The sequence below is a fragment of the Streptomyces sp. NBC_01431 genome (genome assembly GCF_036231355.1).
In the GTDB taxonomy this organism is placed as follows: domain Bacteria; phylum Actinomycetota; class Actinomycetes; order Streptomycetales; family Streptomycetaceae; genus Streptomyces.
The window spans coordinates 7,884,464-7,898,347 of sequence record NZ_CP109496.1 but is presented as its reverse complement, the minus strand read 5'-3'; the positions used below and the strand labels follow the sequence as shown (position 1 = coordinate 7,898,347).

Here is a 13,884-nt window from a genome sequence, read left to right as displayed (position 1 = left end):
GAGGATGTCATGACCCCCTATCGATCGCTGCCACCGCGCTCGTTCTGGCGCACCGCCGTGGCCGAGCCCGAACTGCGGGAAATCGGCGGCCTGTGGACCCCGAAGTTCGCCCTGGGCCAGGACGACGTGATCCTCACCGCGGGGTCCTGCTTCGCCCGCCACATCGGCCGCGCGCTGCTGGAGCGCGGCATGAACTGGCGCGACGCCGAACCCGCCCCGCCGGGCCTCACCCGCGCCGAGCGCGAGGCACGCCACTTCGGTGTGTTCTCGTTCCGCACCGGAAACATCTACACCGCCGCGATGTTGCGGCAGTGGCTGTCCTGGGCGTTCCACGAGGCCGCGCCTCCCGGGGAGGCGTGGATCGAGGACGGCCGTTTCTACGATCCCTGGCGCCCCTCGGTCGAGCCCGGGGGCCACGCTTCGGCCGACGCGGTGACACAGGCACGGCTGGCGACCCTGGCGGCGATCCGTGGCGCCGTGACGGGGGCGAGCTGCCTCGTCTTCACACTCGGACTGACCGAGGCATGGCGCGACCGCGCCGATGGCACGGTCCACCCGGTCTGTCCGGGCACCGTGCGCGGGACGTACGACTCCGGCCGGCACGTGTTCCACAACTTCACCTTCGCCGAGGTGTACGACAATCTGTCAGCCGCCATCGCGCTCGCCCGCACGGCCAACCCCGGACTGCGCGTCCTGCTGACCGTGTCTCCGGTACCGCTCACGGCGACGGCGACCGGCGACCACGCGCTCACCGCGACCACCTACTCCAAGTCCGTACTGCGCGCGGTGGCAGGGCAGTTGACCCAGGAGCTCGACCACGTCGACTACTTCCCCGCCTACGAGATCGTCACCGGCTTCCCCTTCAAGGCCGTGTTCTTCGAGCCGAACCTGCGCACGGTCACGCCGGCGGGTGTCGACTTCGTGATGGGCCAGTTCTTCGACGCGCTCACCCGCGGCCCGGCCACCACAACGGCCCCCGCCACCCCCGCCCCTCGGACCGCTCCCGCCGTAGAGGACATCCAGTGCGATGACGCCGTACTCGACTACTACAACCCCCACTGACACCGCCGGCGCGACCGCCGCCAGGTTCCTGCTGCTCGGCGACTCGCACGCGGGCCCGATCGGCCGGGCGGCGAAGGCTGCCGGCATCTCCTTCTCGGGCGGTCCTGTCGGTGCCGGACGGGAGTTCAACGCCGGCTTCTTCGACCTGCGCGGAAAGGACGTCGTCTTCCGGGGCTCCGAGACGGACGGCCTCTACCGCACCTTCCTGGACGAGTTGGGTGTCACGGGGCTCGACGCGCTCGACGTCCCCCTGGTGTGCACCTTCGGCTTCAGCGCCCATTTCATCGCCACCACCGCGAACTGGGACATCTACCGCGTCCACGGCGGCGGCTTCGCGCCGGACTTCCTCCGGAGCCGCCTCTTCGACGACCTGGTACGCGCCACGGTCCGCGACGCCCTCGCCTTCTACGCCCATGCCCGCGCCCTGGGCCTGCGGGTGGTGTCGGTGATGCCGCCGCAGCGGGTGCCGAGCATGTCGGACCCGTCGGTCTTCCGGGCGGCACAGGAAACGATGCGCCGCGCACTCGTGGACCTCGGCGTCGAAGTCGTGGACCTGCGGGACCGCGTGACCGACGAAGCGGGCCGCCAGCGGCCGGAGTTCAGCGAGGCGACCGACGAGATCCACGGCAGCCTCGCCTTCGGCCGGCTGATCCTGGCCGATCTGCTGGACCGGGGGCTGTGAAGGACCGACGCCCCGCATTCCTCCCACCCGTGACCGACGTCCAGGAGGACGCAACCAATGGAACAGTTCGCGCTGGATGCCATCGCACGCATCACCACCGAGCCACCGAAGTCCTACGCCACCATCACTGTCGAACCGCTGACACCCGTCATAGGTGCCGAGGTGTCCGGCCTCGATCTGTCCAAGGACCTCACCGACGACCAGTGGGCCGAGGTCAAGCACGCTTTCCTGCGCCACCATGTCCTGGTGTTCCGGGGCCAGGAGCTGACGGACGAGGACCACAAACGCTTCGCCGGGCGCTTCGGCGAACTGCATCCCGTGACGCTGCCCGTCGAGGGCTCCGATCCGCACGTCCTGGAGATCAGCGCCGACAAGGAGTCGCGCGCCGTGGCGGGTCACGGCTGGCACGCCGACGGCACGGCCGACCTCAGGCCGTCGCTCGGTTCGATGCTGTACATCACCCGCACCCCCGAGGTCGGCAGCGGCGGCGACACCATGTTCGCCGACATGCATCTCGCTTACGAGATGCTGTCGCCCGCCATGAAGGGGCTGCTCGACGGAATGACCGCGGTCCACGACGGGCTGCTCGCGTGGCAGGGACAGACCCCGCCGCCCGAGTACGACGTACCCAAGAACGTGCACCCGGTGGTGGCGCGGCACCCCGAAACCGGCCGGAGACTGCTGTTCGTCAACAACGTCTACGTCTCACACATCGAGCAGCTCTCGCGCCGCGAGAGCAGATCGGTCATCGACATGCTGTGCGACCACATCGCCAGTACCGCGCTCCTGCACTGCCGCGTCCGCTGGACGCCGGGCACGCTGGTGTTCTGGGACAACCGCTGCGTGCAACACCACGCGATCTGGGACTACTTCCCGTACACCCGTTACGGCAGGCGCGTCGCCATTCAGGGCCACCGCCCCACTGCCTGACGCACCGCACCGGTCGGACCTGCGGCGGGGCTCTGTTCCGGCCGCAGGTCCGCCCTCGTCCTCAGCTCGCGCCCCGGCCCACACTGTCGGCGAGCCCGTCGGCCAACCGCTCGCACGCCGCCCGGTAGCGACCCGGCCGCCCCTCCCCCGCGCCGTCCGCACGGGCGACGGCGAGGGCGCAGGCATGCACGTATGCGAACGGGTACGCATCGGCCAGGGCGTGCTCATCGGCGTCAGCGAAGGCGGCCGCCAGGGCCCGGGCGTTCGCCAGGGCGTTGGCGTCGGCGAAGGAGCGGGCGTTGGCATCGGTGTTGAGCTCCGCGTAAAACGAGGCGAACTCGGCGGCCCTCTCCTCGCCGTAGTCGTTGTCCATGGCGTAGGCGTGCGCGCCGGCGGAGGCGGCGGCATGAGCGTCGGCGTACGGATAGGCACGGCGGTACACCTCGGTCAGCGCGGGCACCAGGGCCTCGGCCCACTCCGTCTCCGTGACCCGTTCCCCTGCCAGGGCCCTGCTGTGCAGCCGCCGTACGCCTTCCTGGTCCTCGCCATCGGCACCGCACCGCACACTCGCCTGCGTCAGCAGGGGCGCGACGGTGCGCACGTGCCAGTCGTGCACGACCCGGAACGGCACCTGTCCACCTAGCCCGCCCATCCCGGCGTGCAACCGCCGCGCCCACGCATCGGCTCGGCCGGAGTCCTGACCTCCGAACAGCGAGGCCGCCATCTGTACGAGCCACGCGGCCGGTTGGGGCCCCACCCCCAGCGCCGGGCTGCCGCCCACCGACCCGAACGGGCCCTCCGCGAGCCGAGCAACAAACTCCTCAACTGCCCCTGCGGCAGCGGGTATTCGCGTCATGCGCCTGTCTCCTGTCCGGATGCCGTCCCCGCTGATCAGTCTGCGGCCGATTGATCAACAGGTCCATACCTACAGATCGGCGAATACCTGGGGCGTTCCCGCGGCGGATGCACCACCAAGGTCCGCCTCGTCACCGTCTTGCCGTCAAGCCGGTCCCAGGGGGCCGTCACCGTCACGGGGATCACCTCCGCCCGCTCCGCTCGTGATCACCATGCGTGTCGCCGGCTCGGCGAGCAGTCCCACCACCATCCGCCGGCTCAGTTCGGGAACTGTCTCCCCCAGCACGGGATCTGGGGAGTTCAGCGACGACGTCGTTCGACACAACGACTCACCACCCTCGTCCTCATCGGCTTGGCGCATCCGCAACTGCCGTACCACAGCGACGGCTTGGAGCAGCCCGCCCACCCCTACGACCGGGACATTCCCCGTCCCAGAGTCGTCTATGTGTGCATTGCAGCTTGCTCCTTGAACGCTGCTTCAACCGCCTGAAGCAGCGGCGAGGCTCGCCACCAGATGCGACAAAACCGCTGTCTCCTACCAAGCCGCAGCCACCCTCGCCTCACTCCTCATGTGGGCCTGACCCTTTGACCACACTGCCTACGGCTACGGCTACGGCCGTCCAGTCTACGGTTCGGCTGGGCGGGAACCGCCCGAGCGGCGTCAGACGTCGATCGGACGCAGCACCGCGTAGTACGCGAACGGCGGACCGTACAGCCGGGCGACCCGCAGCCCGGCTCCCTCCGCCAGGCTGATCAGCGAGGACGGCCGGATCTGATGCCGGTCGAAGAACTCGCCGACCACCAGCCGCCCGAACGGCTTCAGCGCCCGGCGCAGCTCGGCCAGCGTACGCGCCGGATCCGGGATCTCGCCCAGCGCCGTCACCAGGTAAGCCGCATCGAACGAGTCATCCGCAAAAGGAAGTTCATGTGCGTCGGCGCAGTTCGGCACGATGTTGTCGACGCGCCGCTCCTTGGCCCGGCGGCCCACGTGGTCGAGCATCTCCTGCTGGATGTCCACGATGTCCAGCTGGCCGTTCGGGCCCAGCTGCGGTGCGACGTGCAGCGACTGCAGGCCGGTTCCGGGGCCTATCTCCAGGATCCTCTCGCCCTCCCGGGCCTGCAGGACGTGGTCCAGACGCTTCAGAGTCAGGAACGGCAGCGGCAGGTCGAGCAGCCAGCGCTGAGAGTACGGGTACGGCGCGGAGTCGGTGAACCACCAGGCGGCGACGGCGGTGGCAGCGCCCGCGCCGATCAATGCCCGCGAATGCCTCATAATTCCTCCTCAAATGTCCGATTGAGCCATCGAAGCATCCCTGATGGTCAATCAGTTGTGTTTGTGTGCAATCTGCTTGCGCCAGCGCCGACTTTGTCGGCAGTCGACCCGAGCGGGCGGAACGAACCGCCCGTGAACCGCCGTTGCGGCAGGCTGGGGGCTTCCCGAAACGGACCGGACCGCAAGCGCCGATCACGTCACGAGCTCTTCCGCTCAGAGCCTCGGCCGAGGGAAGGTCCTGATCGCGAGAACCCCGCAGGCCACCGCCAGCGGCAACTCGGCGAAGACCGCCATCAGCACCGCCAGCTTGAAGTCCGAACCCGGGGCAGCCGTCATGGTGTCGAACCAGGCGTCGACCAGCAGCACGGCCGAGGTCGCGGCGGAGGTCAGGCAGGCCCGGCAGTCGCCGCGCCTGAGGAGCAGTCCGGTGGAGAGCAGGCCGAGCGCCTCAAAGCTGTCCAGACCCGTCCACGTCCAGGCCCAGTGCGAGGCTTGAGCGGTGGCCGGCGGCCCGGTGTGCAGGAAGACCAGCCAGGGAATCATCGCCAGCCCGAGCACGGTGAGGACCGTGGCCGCCCGGCGAAGCAGCAGGGGGAACGTCGAAGCGGCCGCGGCCTTCGGAAGGATCCGCGGAACACCGGAGCCCGAACCGGCGTCCACGCGGACCAGACGGAGCGAATGAACGCCGGTCAGCAGGGCGAGAGAGAGTACTGATGACACCATCGCGGTGAACGTCGTCCAAGCCATGACGAGGGACTGGACCCGACGCCGGCCCACGCCGGAGCGTACGACCTTGCCGAGCGCGCTCACCGGCTCACCGCCGGCAGCATGCGGGCCATGGCGTGGAATCCGGCCTCGAAGAGGCGCCGGGGCATCGGCGGCTTGCGCAGCGTCATCCGACCGCTCCCGCCGGACGGGTCAGCCGCGCGTGGGCGGCCAGGCCGGCACCGCTGCCTCTGTTGACGACGTCCCACGCGACCGCACCGTCCACCAACTCGATGGTGCGGTGCGCGGTGGTGGTGGCCAGCTGCAGGTCGTGGGTCACCAGCAAGATGGTCTGGCCCTCGGCATTGAGGTCCAGCAGCAGCTGGCGCACGTCCTCGACCGAGTTCGAGTCCAGCACGCCGGTGGGCTCGTCAGCCAGCAGCAACGCCGGCTTGTTCATCAGGGCTCTGGCCACTGCCACCCGCTGCCACTGACCACCGGACAGCCGCTGCGGATAGGCCTTCACATGCCGCTCGATGCCCAGCAAGCCGAGCAGCTCGACGGCCCGGCGCTTCGCCTCGCCCTTGCCCATCCCAGCCAGCTGTGCCGGAACCATGACGTTGTCCAACACGGTCAGATCGTCAAGCAGGTTGAAGAACTGGAAGATCATGCCGATCGAGGCCCAGCGGTACTTCGCCGATCCGGCCTCACCAAGCTGATCGACGCGCGTGCCGTCGACGGTGACACTGCCGCTGGAGGGCTTGTCCAAACCGGCGATCCAGTTCAGCAGCGTGGACTTCCCACTGCCGGAATGGCCGAGGATCGCCACACAATCACCGGACGCCACGGACAAGGTCACACCGGCCAGCGCGGGCGGGCCGTCATCGTATTTCTTCGTCGCCTCGCGGACGTCGATCATCGGCTCATTCATCATGGCCACGAACCTACGAACGGACCATGACCCATCGCGTCGGCCGGCGGGAGTCACCTCTGCCCCCAGGCCGTTGGCCCGAGGGTGTACCCCGCGTACATCCCCGGGGCGACGCGCAGAGCCGACGCCACTGAATACGATCTCCACATGGAAGAGCTTCTCCAGCGTCACTCGACATCGAAGCGCATGACCTGGCTGACAGCACAGGCCGTGATGCTGGCCACCACCTGCTTCTACGCGCTGATGCTCCCCTTGACGATGCCGACCCCTGAGTACGGCCGGCTCCGGTTCCCCGACCTCGAGCCCGTCCAGATGCTGGGTCTGTACGTCGTGCTCGCCCTTCCGGTTGTGCTGATGCGCCGTCTGCCTGCGACCGTCTTCGTGGTGATCCTGGGCGAATCGGTGCTCGGCGACGCCTTCGGCGCGCGGCCCATCATCATGTTCGTCCTGCTCGTCGCCTTGGGTGGGTACCTCGCCGTCCGGCGGCCGAAGGCTGCCGTCGCCGTCGGCTCCGTCGCGGGCGTCGCGGCCGTGTTCGTCTACGACAGCCACGCCCCCGGGCAGTCCGTCGGTGACGCGGCCCAGTGGGCCGGGGGGCTCGCGTTCTGGTTCGCGGTCGCGTGGGTCTTCGCGGGGGTGTACCGCAAACGCCGTGAATACCTCGGAGCCCTGCACGAGCAGAGGGCGGCCCGCGCCGTCGTCACCGAGCGGCTGCGGATCGCCCGCGAACTGCACGACAGCGTCGCGCACAGCATCGGGATCATCACGGTGCTGTCGGGAGCGGCGGCGCGGGTCGTGGACACCAAGCCCGAGCAGACGCGGCAGGCGCTGACCGGCATCGAGACCACCAGCCGCCAGACGCTGCTCGAGCTGCAGCGCATGCTCGGGGCGCTCCGCCGCGCCGAGCCGGACGACGCCATGCCGCAGGCCGCTCCGCTGGCGCCGGCCGGCAGCCTGGCCGACGTCCCGCTACTCGCCGAACGCACGGCCGACGCCGGGGTGCGGGTCCACGTGACCTGGCAGGGCGAGCGGCGTCCGCTGCCGCCGGAGATCGAACTGTCGGCGTTCCGGATCGTCCAGGAGTCGGTGACGAACGTGGTGCGGCATTCCGGTGCTCGGATGTGCCGGGTCGCGGTGGGTTACGAGCCGACGGGAGTGACGATCGAGGTGGTGGACGACGGGGACGACGGTCCCGGCAGGCCCGGCCGTCCGAGGCCCTCGGCGGCGGCCGGCGGGAGCGGCTTCGGCCTGCTCGGCATGCGCGAGCGGGTGTCGCTGCTGTCCGGCCAGTTCAGCGCCGGCCAGCGCCCGGAGGGCGGATTCCGGGTGACGGCGAGGCTCCCGGCATGAGCGTGCGAGTGCTGCTGGTCGATGACCAGCCGCTGATGCTGGTCGGGCTCGGGATCCTGATCGGCAGCACCGACGACCTGGAGGTGGTCGGCGAGGCCGGCGACGGCCGCGAGGCGGTACGCCTGGTAAGTGAGCTGCGGCCGGACGTCGTGGTGATGGACATCCGGATGCCGGGCATGGACGGGATCGAGGCGACCCGGCAGGCGACCGCCGAGCCGGACCCGCCCAAGGTGCTGGTGCTGACGACATTCGACGACGACGAGTACGTCTACGGCGCCCTGCGCGCCGGCGCCAGCGGATTCCTGCTCAAGAGCATGGCCCTGGACGCGATCCTGGACGCGATCCGCGTGGTGGCCGCGGGCGACGCGCTGATCGCGCCGAGCGTCACCCGACGGCTGATCGCGGACTTCGCCGAAACCTCCGCCACCCCCGCGGCCCCCGAACCGGACACCGAGCCCGCCGCGGACTCGAGTCCCATCGCGGGGATCACCCACCGGGAGCGCGAGGTGCTGGCACTGGTCGGACAAGGACTGTCGAACACAGAGATAGCCGAGCGGCTGGTGATCAGCGCGGCGACCGCGAAGACCCACGTCGCGCGTCTGTTCGCCAAGCTCGAGGCGCGAGACCGCGTCCACCTGGCGATCATCGCCTTCGACACCGGGCTCGTGCCGCGTAGACGGTAGGGGGCAGGATCAGAAGAACGATCGCGACCACGCCCTCGCTTCCGTGGGGTAGCGGCACTTCGCTCCCGGTCCGGAGTCCACCGGATCGGTATTCCGGAGCATGGCCGGAGTGCAGAACTCCAGGATCAGCTGGACCGTCCAGGGGAGCCTGAAGGGCTGCCGCGTCTCTGGCCTCGGTGGGACGTACCGCTCCCCGAAGCCGTCGCCGGCAACTCTCCAGCCCCTGCGACCAGCACGTTTCCAAGAAACCGGCGCGGTGGTCTGCCTGCTCCAAGGGGCAGGCAGACCACCGCGCCGCAGGGGCGAGCTACTAACGCCCGGCTCAGCAGCCGAAGTTGACCCGCTTGAACGTGGCGTAGTGGTCGGCGGTGTAGTAGTCCTCCTGGCTCTGGCGGCCGGTGACGATGCGGCGGGCACCGCGGGTCGGGGAGCCCGGGGTAATGACCGTGTACTCGTGGTAGTAGCCCCTGCTCTGGCTGGGCAGCACGTGTTCGCGGTTCTGGAAGACGACACCGTCCTGCCGGTACGGGAAGGGGCCGCCCGCGTCTATGAGCTTCAGGGTGTCGCGCGCCTGGGAGGGCAGTGCGGAGGAGCAGATGCTGCCAACGGCCTTGATGGAGACGGAGGTTGCCGAGGCGGGAGCCGCGGTGGCGGTGGGCCCGACGAGGAGGGTGGCGGCGACGGCGGCTGCACCGCCGAGGGTGATCGGCCCCGGGGAGCCGGGGACGGCCGCCGCGTTGGGGGCGATGGCGAGCCGCGCCAAGACCACATCGCCGATCAGGGCTTGACCGCCCTCAAAGGCTGGCGCCTGCCGCGGAAACTCCGCTTTGGGCAGGGCTTAGTTCGGTAGCGGCCCGCCGCGCCCGCAGAGGACGGTCACCGACCTCGCCGAACCTGATGGAGCCGGTCTGCGACTCGCTCGGTATCCATGGCCGGAGGCGGCTCGCCAAGCTGACGGCTCGCTTCCATGAACTCTGCTCGTACGTAATGGTTGAAGCAGCCTTCCGCCGCCTGCCCAAGGTGTGTCGTGCGGGCTGGTTGCGTCACGAGGCGCGGGTGCTCACGTTCCAGCCGGAGGCTGCGTCGGCCTGCTGTCCGGGCCGGGGGCCGGATCGGTGTCCGGGTGTTCGGCGCGGCGTTCGCGCACCTCCAGGATCAGGCCCTGCACCACGACGGCGTACCGGCCGGCCGCGATGAGCAGTTCGGCCCAGAAGAAGGAGGCGTAGTCGAACAGGGAACCCGCCGGCGGGTTGCCGGGTGCCGCGTTGCGCATGCCCACCAGGGCGAACAGGGTGGCAGCCACCCATCCCAGCGCGGGCCACACCAGGCCACGCTGCCGGCTCGCGATGATCCAGGCCGCCGCGGCCGCTCCGGGGCCGAGCAGCCACATCGCGGCCATCATGAACCACGCCAGGATGAACGACCCGCGGGAGCGCGCGAACCGGACCTCTGTCTGGGCTCCGCCGCCGAGCTGTTCGGAGCCTGACGGGCGGAGGAGAAAGAAGGGGTCGGCGCCCTCCATCGGCAGGGTCACGGGCACCTCGCGTCCGCCCACGGCGGCGGTGAAGAGGACTCGGCGGAGTAGCGGTCGAATGGGTAGTCAGAGATCGTCCCGTTGTAGAGGACGACGGACATCTCCTGTGCGGCGGTGGGACATTCGGCGGGGAAGTTCAGACGGTCGCGGGCCAGCGCCGACGTCGTCAGCTCCAGGTCGCGGGCAGGTACTCCGGTCGCCGGGTCACCGTAGATACCGAAGGGGGTGACGGCGACGCGCAGGGTGGCGCGCTGGTCGGCGGCGTCCACCTTCTGGACGATGACCTGGATATCGACGCGGTTGGCGGCCCAGCGTCACCGACCAGAAGGTCGCGGCTTCGGGCATGGCGTTCGTTGAGATGGAGCAGGAAGCCACCCGCGCAGACGGCGAGCACGAGGTCGAAGGTGAGCACAGCGACCAGGCCACTGCGGCGCAGTTGGGGGTCGGTCGGGACAAGGCGCATAGGGCGGACTCACAGGAAGGAGGCGGGGTGTTGACGGCTCCCATCACAGCGCCCGCGTACCGGCGCACCCCGTACCGGCGGCCTTGACAGGGCCGTACGACAACGGATCGGCCGCCCCCCACCTGGACGGGCCCTCACCAACGACAAGGCGCGCGGCGCGCGGTTGGCGATGGGAGTGGCCGCCGGTCGGCGGGGGTGATCCCGCCGACCGGCGGAGTGAAGTGTTCCGCGGCGAGTGATGGGGTGGGAAAGGAGAGCGGGGCCCGGACGCGCCCGTCGCGTCCGGCCCGCAACGTGAGCCGGCCGGCAGGCGGCAGTGCGAGGACCGCGCACGGACAGGCATGGAGGAGCACGATGACAACGGCCCTGACCAAGGGCGGCAACGTGATGCTGAGCAAGCAGGCACCGGGACTGACCGCGGTGACCGTCGGACTGGGATGGCAGACACCGGCCCTGGCCGGTGGTGGCTACGACCTGGATGCCAGTGCGCTGATGTGCGGCGGGGCCGGGAAGGTCCTGTCCGACCAGCACTTCGTCTTCTTCAACAACCCGCGCAGCCCCGAGGGTTCGGTCACCCTCGTCGAGAACGCGGGAGTCGGCGGCGGACGGGACGTCGAGCAGATCCACGTCGACCTCGTACGCGTACCGGCCGACGTAGCGAAGATCGTCTTCCCGGTGTCCCTGTACGAGGCCGACCGGCACGGCCAGAGCTTCGGCCAGGTCACGGGCGCGTACATCCGTGTCGTCGATCAGGACGGCAGCCGTGAACTGGCCCGCTACGACCTGAAGACGGAGGCATCGGCCGAAACCGCGATGGTCTTCGGCGAGTTGTACCGGCACGGTACGGAATGGAAGTTCCGCGCCATCGGCCAGGGCTACGCCTCTGGTCTCGCGGGCATCGCGACCGACTACGGCGTCGACGTCCTGCGCGGAAACACCGCCCCGGCCGCCACCCCGCCCATCCCCGAGCCGTCCGGCACCAACACGGCGCCCGTGTCCCCGCGGGGTCCGGCGAGCAGCTCGTGTCGTCGGCCTCGGACCTGCTGGGCGCCGGGCCGCACACCGGCACCACGTTCGACATCATCGGCAGCGTGGGCGTCGCGATCCTCGTCATCGTGGGCGCGACGGTGCTGATCGACCGCCTGCCGCGCCTGCGCCGCCTGGCGAAACCGGTCATCGCCGTGGGCACCATGTCCCTGACGGCCTACGTCGGCCACTTCCTCGCGCAGTCCGCGTGGGCCCGCTTCCGCCGCGGGCACCACGAAGTCCTGGATGCCCGTGCTCATGTACATGCTGGGGGCGATCGTGTTCGCCGCGCTCTGGTCCCGCTTCTTCCGCCGCGGCCCGCTGGAGTGGCCGATGCACCAGGCGTCCGGTCTGGCCGGGCGCATCCGCTGAACGGTTCCCCGCTGCCCGTGTCCGTGTCCCGCCGGTACGGGCCACTCCTCGGGCACGGGTGACCTGCCGGTCCCCTCTGTCGACTGCCGACAGAGGGGACCGGAAACAGGACCGACACACCACTCACGCGGCGGGAGAGAAGGTGGCCGGGTGCCCCCGTGGGGGTCACTTCGCGGGGGCGAGGAGCTGGGTGGCCGCCAGCTGTGCGTACAGCCGGTCCCGGTCCACCAGATCGGCGTGGGTGCCCACGGACCGTACCCTTCCCGTCTCCATCACGATGATGCGGTCGGCGTTGATCACGGTCGACAGCCGGTGGGCGATCACCAGCACGATGGTCTCGCGTGCCACCTCGGCGATGACGTCCCGCAGCTCCAGCTCGTTGACCGCGTCGAGCTGCGAGGTCGCCTCGTCCAGGAACAACAGTCAGGGCTTGCGCAGCAGCGCGCGGGCGATGGCGATGCGCTGCCGCTCACCGCCCGACAGCTTGGACCCACGGTGTCCGACCAGTGTCTCCAGGCCCTCGGGCAGCCGCTCGACGAGGACGTCCAGCTTGGCCCGGGTGAACACCTCGCGGATGTCGTCGTCCGTCGCGTCGGGTGCCGCGAAGACCAGGTTCTCCCCGAGCGTGCCGGCCAGTACCGGAGTCTCCTGTTTCCGACGCGACTCCACCGGCACCACCCTCTACCTCCCCGGCGGGAACGAACTCCACGCCGACCAGGGCGGCCGCGCCACCGGCACCCGCTACTACAGCGCCGCGGGACAGACCGTCGCCATGCGCACCGGCGGCAAACTCACCTACCTGCTCGACGACCACCAAGGCACCGCCAACACTCAGATCTCCGCCGACACCGCTCAGAACATCACCCGCCGCTAAACCACCGTATTCGGCGCACCCCGAGGCGACCAGCCCACAAACTTGACCGGCGACAAGGGATTCGTCGGCGGCGCCAAGAACACCGACAGCGGCCTCACCCACCTCGGTGCCCGCGAATACGACCCCATCATCGGCCGATTCATCTCCATCGATCCCCTCCTCGAACCCGACAAACCCCAGTCCCTGACCGGCTATGCCTATGCCGAAAACAACCCAGTGAGCGCTTCTCATCCGCGGGTTGAGGAGTGATGAGAGCTGCTTGGGAGGGCTCGTGACGTGGCAGGGCTCCTGGTCGTTCGGTTGGTGATCTCACTCGCCAACGTCCGGACTCAGGAGCCCTGTTGGTCCCGTATCGTGCCATGCACGATGTCCCTCACGAGGTTGTCGAGCACGTCTCCCGGCTCATCTACGCCCGAAGGTGTGAGCTGGCCTCCCGCTGGCGCAGGCTCGGCTGCTTCCCTCAGGCCCTGCTCACGCTCGTGTACTTACGTAAGAACGAGACGCTCGCCCAGCTCGGCGCCGGGTTCGGGGTGTCCACCGCGACCGCCGGCCGGTACGTGAGCGAGACCGTCGACATCCTGGCCGAACACGCCCCGAGCCTGATCGACGCGCCGAGCGGCCACGACCCGAACGAGTTCCTCATCCTGGATGGCACCCTGGTCAGGACGGACCGGGCGGCAGCCGACGAGCCGTACTACTCGATGAAGCACCGTCATCACGGCATGAACGTTCAGGTCCTGGCCCGTCCGGACGGCAGCCCGATCTGGTATTCACGAGCCCTGCCGGGGCGGACTCACGACTTGACCGCGGCCCGCGCGCTCGGCCTGGTCCGAGCCTGCCTCTCCCGGCAGATCCTTGTGCCTGCCGACCGCGCCCACCGCGGCGCCGGAGCCACCGTCCGCACCCCCCTACTACGGCCGGGACCTGCCGGAGCAATACGCACAGTTCAACCGCGATCACGCCCGTCTTCGAGCTCCCGGCGAACGCGCCTTTGCCTGCCTGAAACAGTGGCGGATCTTCCGGAAGGCGCGATGCAGTCCCAACCAGCCGGACCATCGCCGCCGTTCACACCATCGAGATCGCCTGGCACTCAGGATGAGAAGAGCTCAATGAGCCGTTTTCATCCTGCTCACAGGGGTGAAAC

General features: G+C 69.6%; 11 protein-coding genes and 6 pseudogenes. 10 read left to right on the top strand and 7 right to left on the bottom strand.

Annotation, left to right across the window (positions count from 1 at the left end):
- Positions 1-9: 9 nt before the first annotated feature.
- The 3 genes from OG522_RS36020 to OG522_RS36010 are packed head-to-tail and all read left to right on the top strand — an operon-like array spanning position 10 to position 2,674.
- Complete coding sequence (locus tag OG522_RS36020; RefSeq protein WP_329467226.1) at positions 10-1,062, top strand: GSCFA domain-containing protein; 1,053 nt, start codon at positions 10-12, stop codon at positions 1,060-1,062.
- Positions 1,028-1,744, top strand: coding sequence for a hypothetical protein (locus tag OG522_RS36015; protein WP_329467225.1), 717 nt, complete (start codon positions 1,028-1,030; stop codon positions 1,742-1,744). The genes OG522_RS36020 and OG522_RS36015 overlap by 35 nt, the downstream gene beginning before the upstream one ends.
- A 57-nt stretch (positions 1,745-1,801) precedes the next feature.
- The gene (locus tag OG522_RS36010; RefSeq protein ID WP_329467224.1) at positions 1,802-2,674 is read left to right on the top strand and encodes a TauD/TfdA dioxygenase family protein; all 873 of its coding nucleotides are present in this window, start codon (positions 1,802-1,804) and stop codon (positions 2,672-2,674) included.
- A gap of 61 nt (positions 2,675-2,735) precedes the next feature.
- Here the strand turns inward: OG522_RS36010 and OG522_RS36005 are convergent, their stop codons facing one another.
- The 4 genes from OG522_RS36005 to OG522_RS35990 form a co-directional block, all read right to left on the bottom strand.
- Positions 2,736-3,530, bottom strand: coding sequence for a SpcZ (locus OG522_RS36005; protein WP_329467223.1), 795 nt, complete (start codon positions 3,528-3,530; stop codon positions 2,736-2,738).
- 660 nt (positions 3,531-4,190) lie between these two features.
- Entirely contained in the window at positions 4,191-4,802 is a 612-nt protein-coding gene (locus OG522_RS36000) for a class I SAM-dependent methyltransferase (RefSeq protein ID WP_329467222.1), read from the bottom strand.
- Between the two features lie 213 nt (positions 4,803-5,015).
- On the bottom strand, positions 5,016-5,612 hold the full coding sequence (locus OG522_RS35995) for a hypothetical protein (protein ID WP_329467221.1): 597 nt from the start codon (positions 5,610-5,612) through the stop codon (positions 5,016-5,018).
- An 82-nt stretch (positions 5,613-5,694) separates the two neighbouring features.
- Positions 5,695-6,438, bottom strand: a complete 744-nt coding sequence (locus OG522_RS35990; protein WP_329467864.1) for an ABC transporter ATP-binding protein — start codon at positions 6,436-6,438, stop codon at positions 5,695-5,697.
- 147 nt (positions 6,439-6,585) lie between these two features.
- Here OG522_RS35990 and OG522_RS35985 point away from each other — a divergent pair, with 147 nt between their 5' ends.
- Positions 6,586-7,788 (top strand): sensor histidine kinase, encoded by a 1,203-nt coding sequence (locus OG522_RS35985; RefSeq protein ID WP_329467220.1) that lies wholly within the window; start codon positions 6,586-6,588, stop codon positions 7,786-7,788.
- On the top strand, positions 7,785-8,471 hold the full coding sequence (locus tag OG522_RS35980; RefSeq protein WP_329467219.1) for a response regulator transcription factor: 687 nt from the start codon (positions 7,785-7,787) through the stop codon (positions 8,469-8,471). Before OG522_RS35985 ends, OG522_RS35980 begins: the two co-directional genes overlap by 4 nt.
- A 322-nt stretch (positions 8,472-8,793) precedes the next feature.
- Here the strand turns inward: OG522_RS35980 and OG522_RS35975 are convergent, their stop codons facing one another.
- Both OG522_RS35975 and OG522_RS35970 read right to left on the bottom strand, forming a co-directional pair.
- Entirely contained in the window at positions 8,794-9,219 is a 426-nt protein-coding gene (locus OG522_RS35975) for a ribonuclease domain-containing protein (RefSeq protein ID WP_443074860.1), read from the bottom strand.
- Positions 9,220-9,531: 312 nt separating this feature from the next.
- Positions 9,532-10,274: pseudogene (locus tag OG522_RS35970) on the bottom strand (DUF4436 family protein).
- 548 nt (positions 10,275-10,822) lie between these two features.
- Between OG522_RS35970 and OG522_RS35965 the strand changes: the two are divergent.
- Both OG522_RS35965 and OG522_RS35960 read left to right on the top strand, forming a co-directional pair.
- Positions 10,823-11,392 (top strand): annotated as a pseudogene (locus OG522_RS35965) (TerD family protein); the annotation flags it as partial.
- Between the two features lie 80 nt (positions 11,393-11,472).
- A pseudogene (locus OG522_RS35960) lies at positions 11,473-11,866 on the top strand (DUF418 domain-containing protein); the annotation flags it as partial.
- 165 nt (positions 11,867-12,031) lie between these two features.
- Here the strand turns inward: OG522_RS35960 and OG522_RS35955 are convergent.
- Positions 12,032-12,520 (bottom strand): annotated as a pseudogene (locus OG522_RS35955) (ATP-binding cassette domain-containing protein); the annotation flags it as partial.
- Between OG522_RS35955 and OG522_RS35950 the strand changes: the two are divergent.
- The 3 genes and pseudogenes from OG522_RS35950 (at position 12,492) to OG522_RS35940 (ending at position 13,839) form a co-directional block, all read left to right on the top strand.
- Positions 12,492-12,740 carry a hypothetical protein gene (locus OG522_RS35950; RefSeq protein WP_329467218.1) on the top strand — a complete coding sequence of 83 codons (249 nt, stop codon included), beginning with the start codon at positions 12,492-12,494 and terminating at the stop codon, positions 12,738-12,740. The pseudogene OG522_RS35955 and the gene OG522_RS35950 sit on opposite strands and share 29 nt — an antisense overlap.
- Before the next feature lie 18 nt (positions 12,741-12,758).
- Positions 12,759-12,989 (top strand): annotated as a pseudogene (locus OG522_RS35945) (RHS repeat-associated core domain-containing protein); the annotation flags it as partial.
- Between the two features lie 110 nt (positions 12,990-13,099).
- Positions 13,100-13,839: pseudogene (locus tag OG522_RS35940) on the top strand (transposase family protein).
- Positions 13,840-13,884 lie beyond the last annotated feature (45 nt).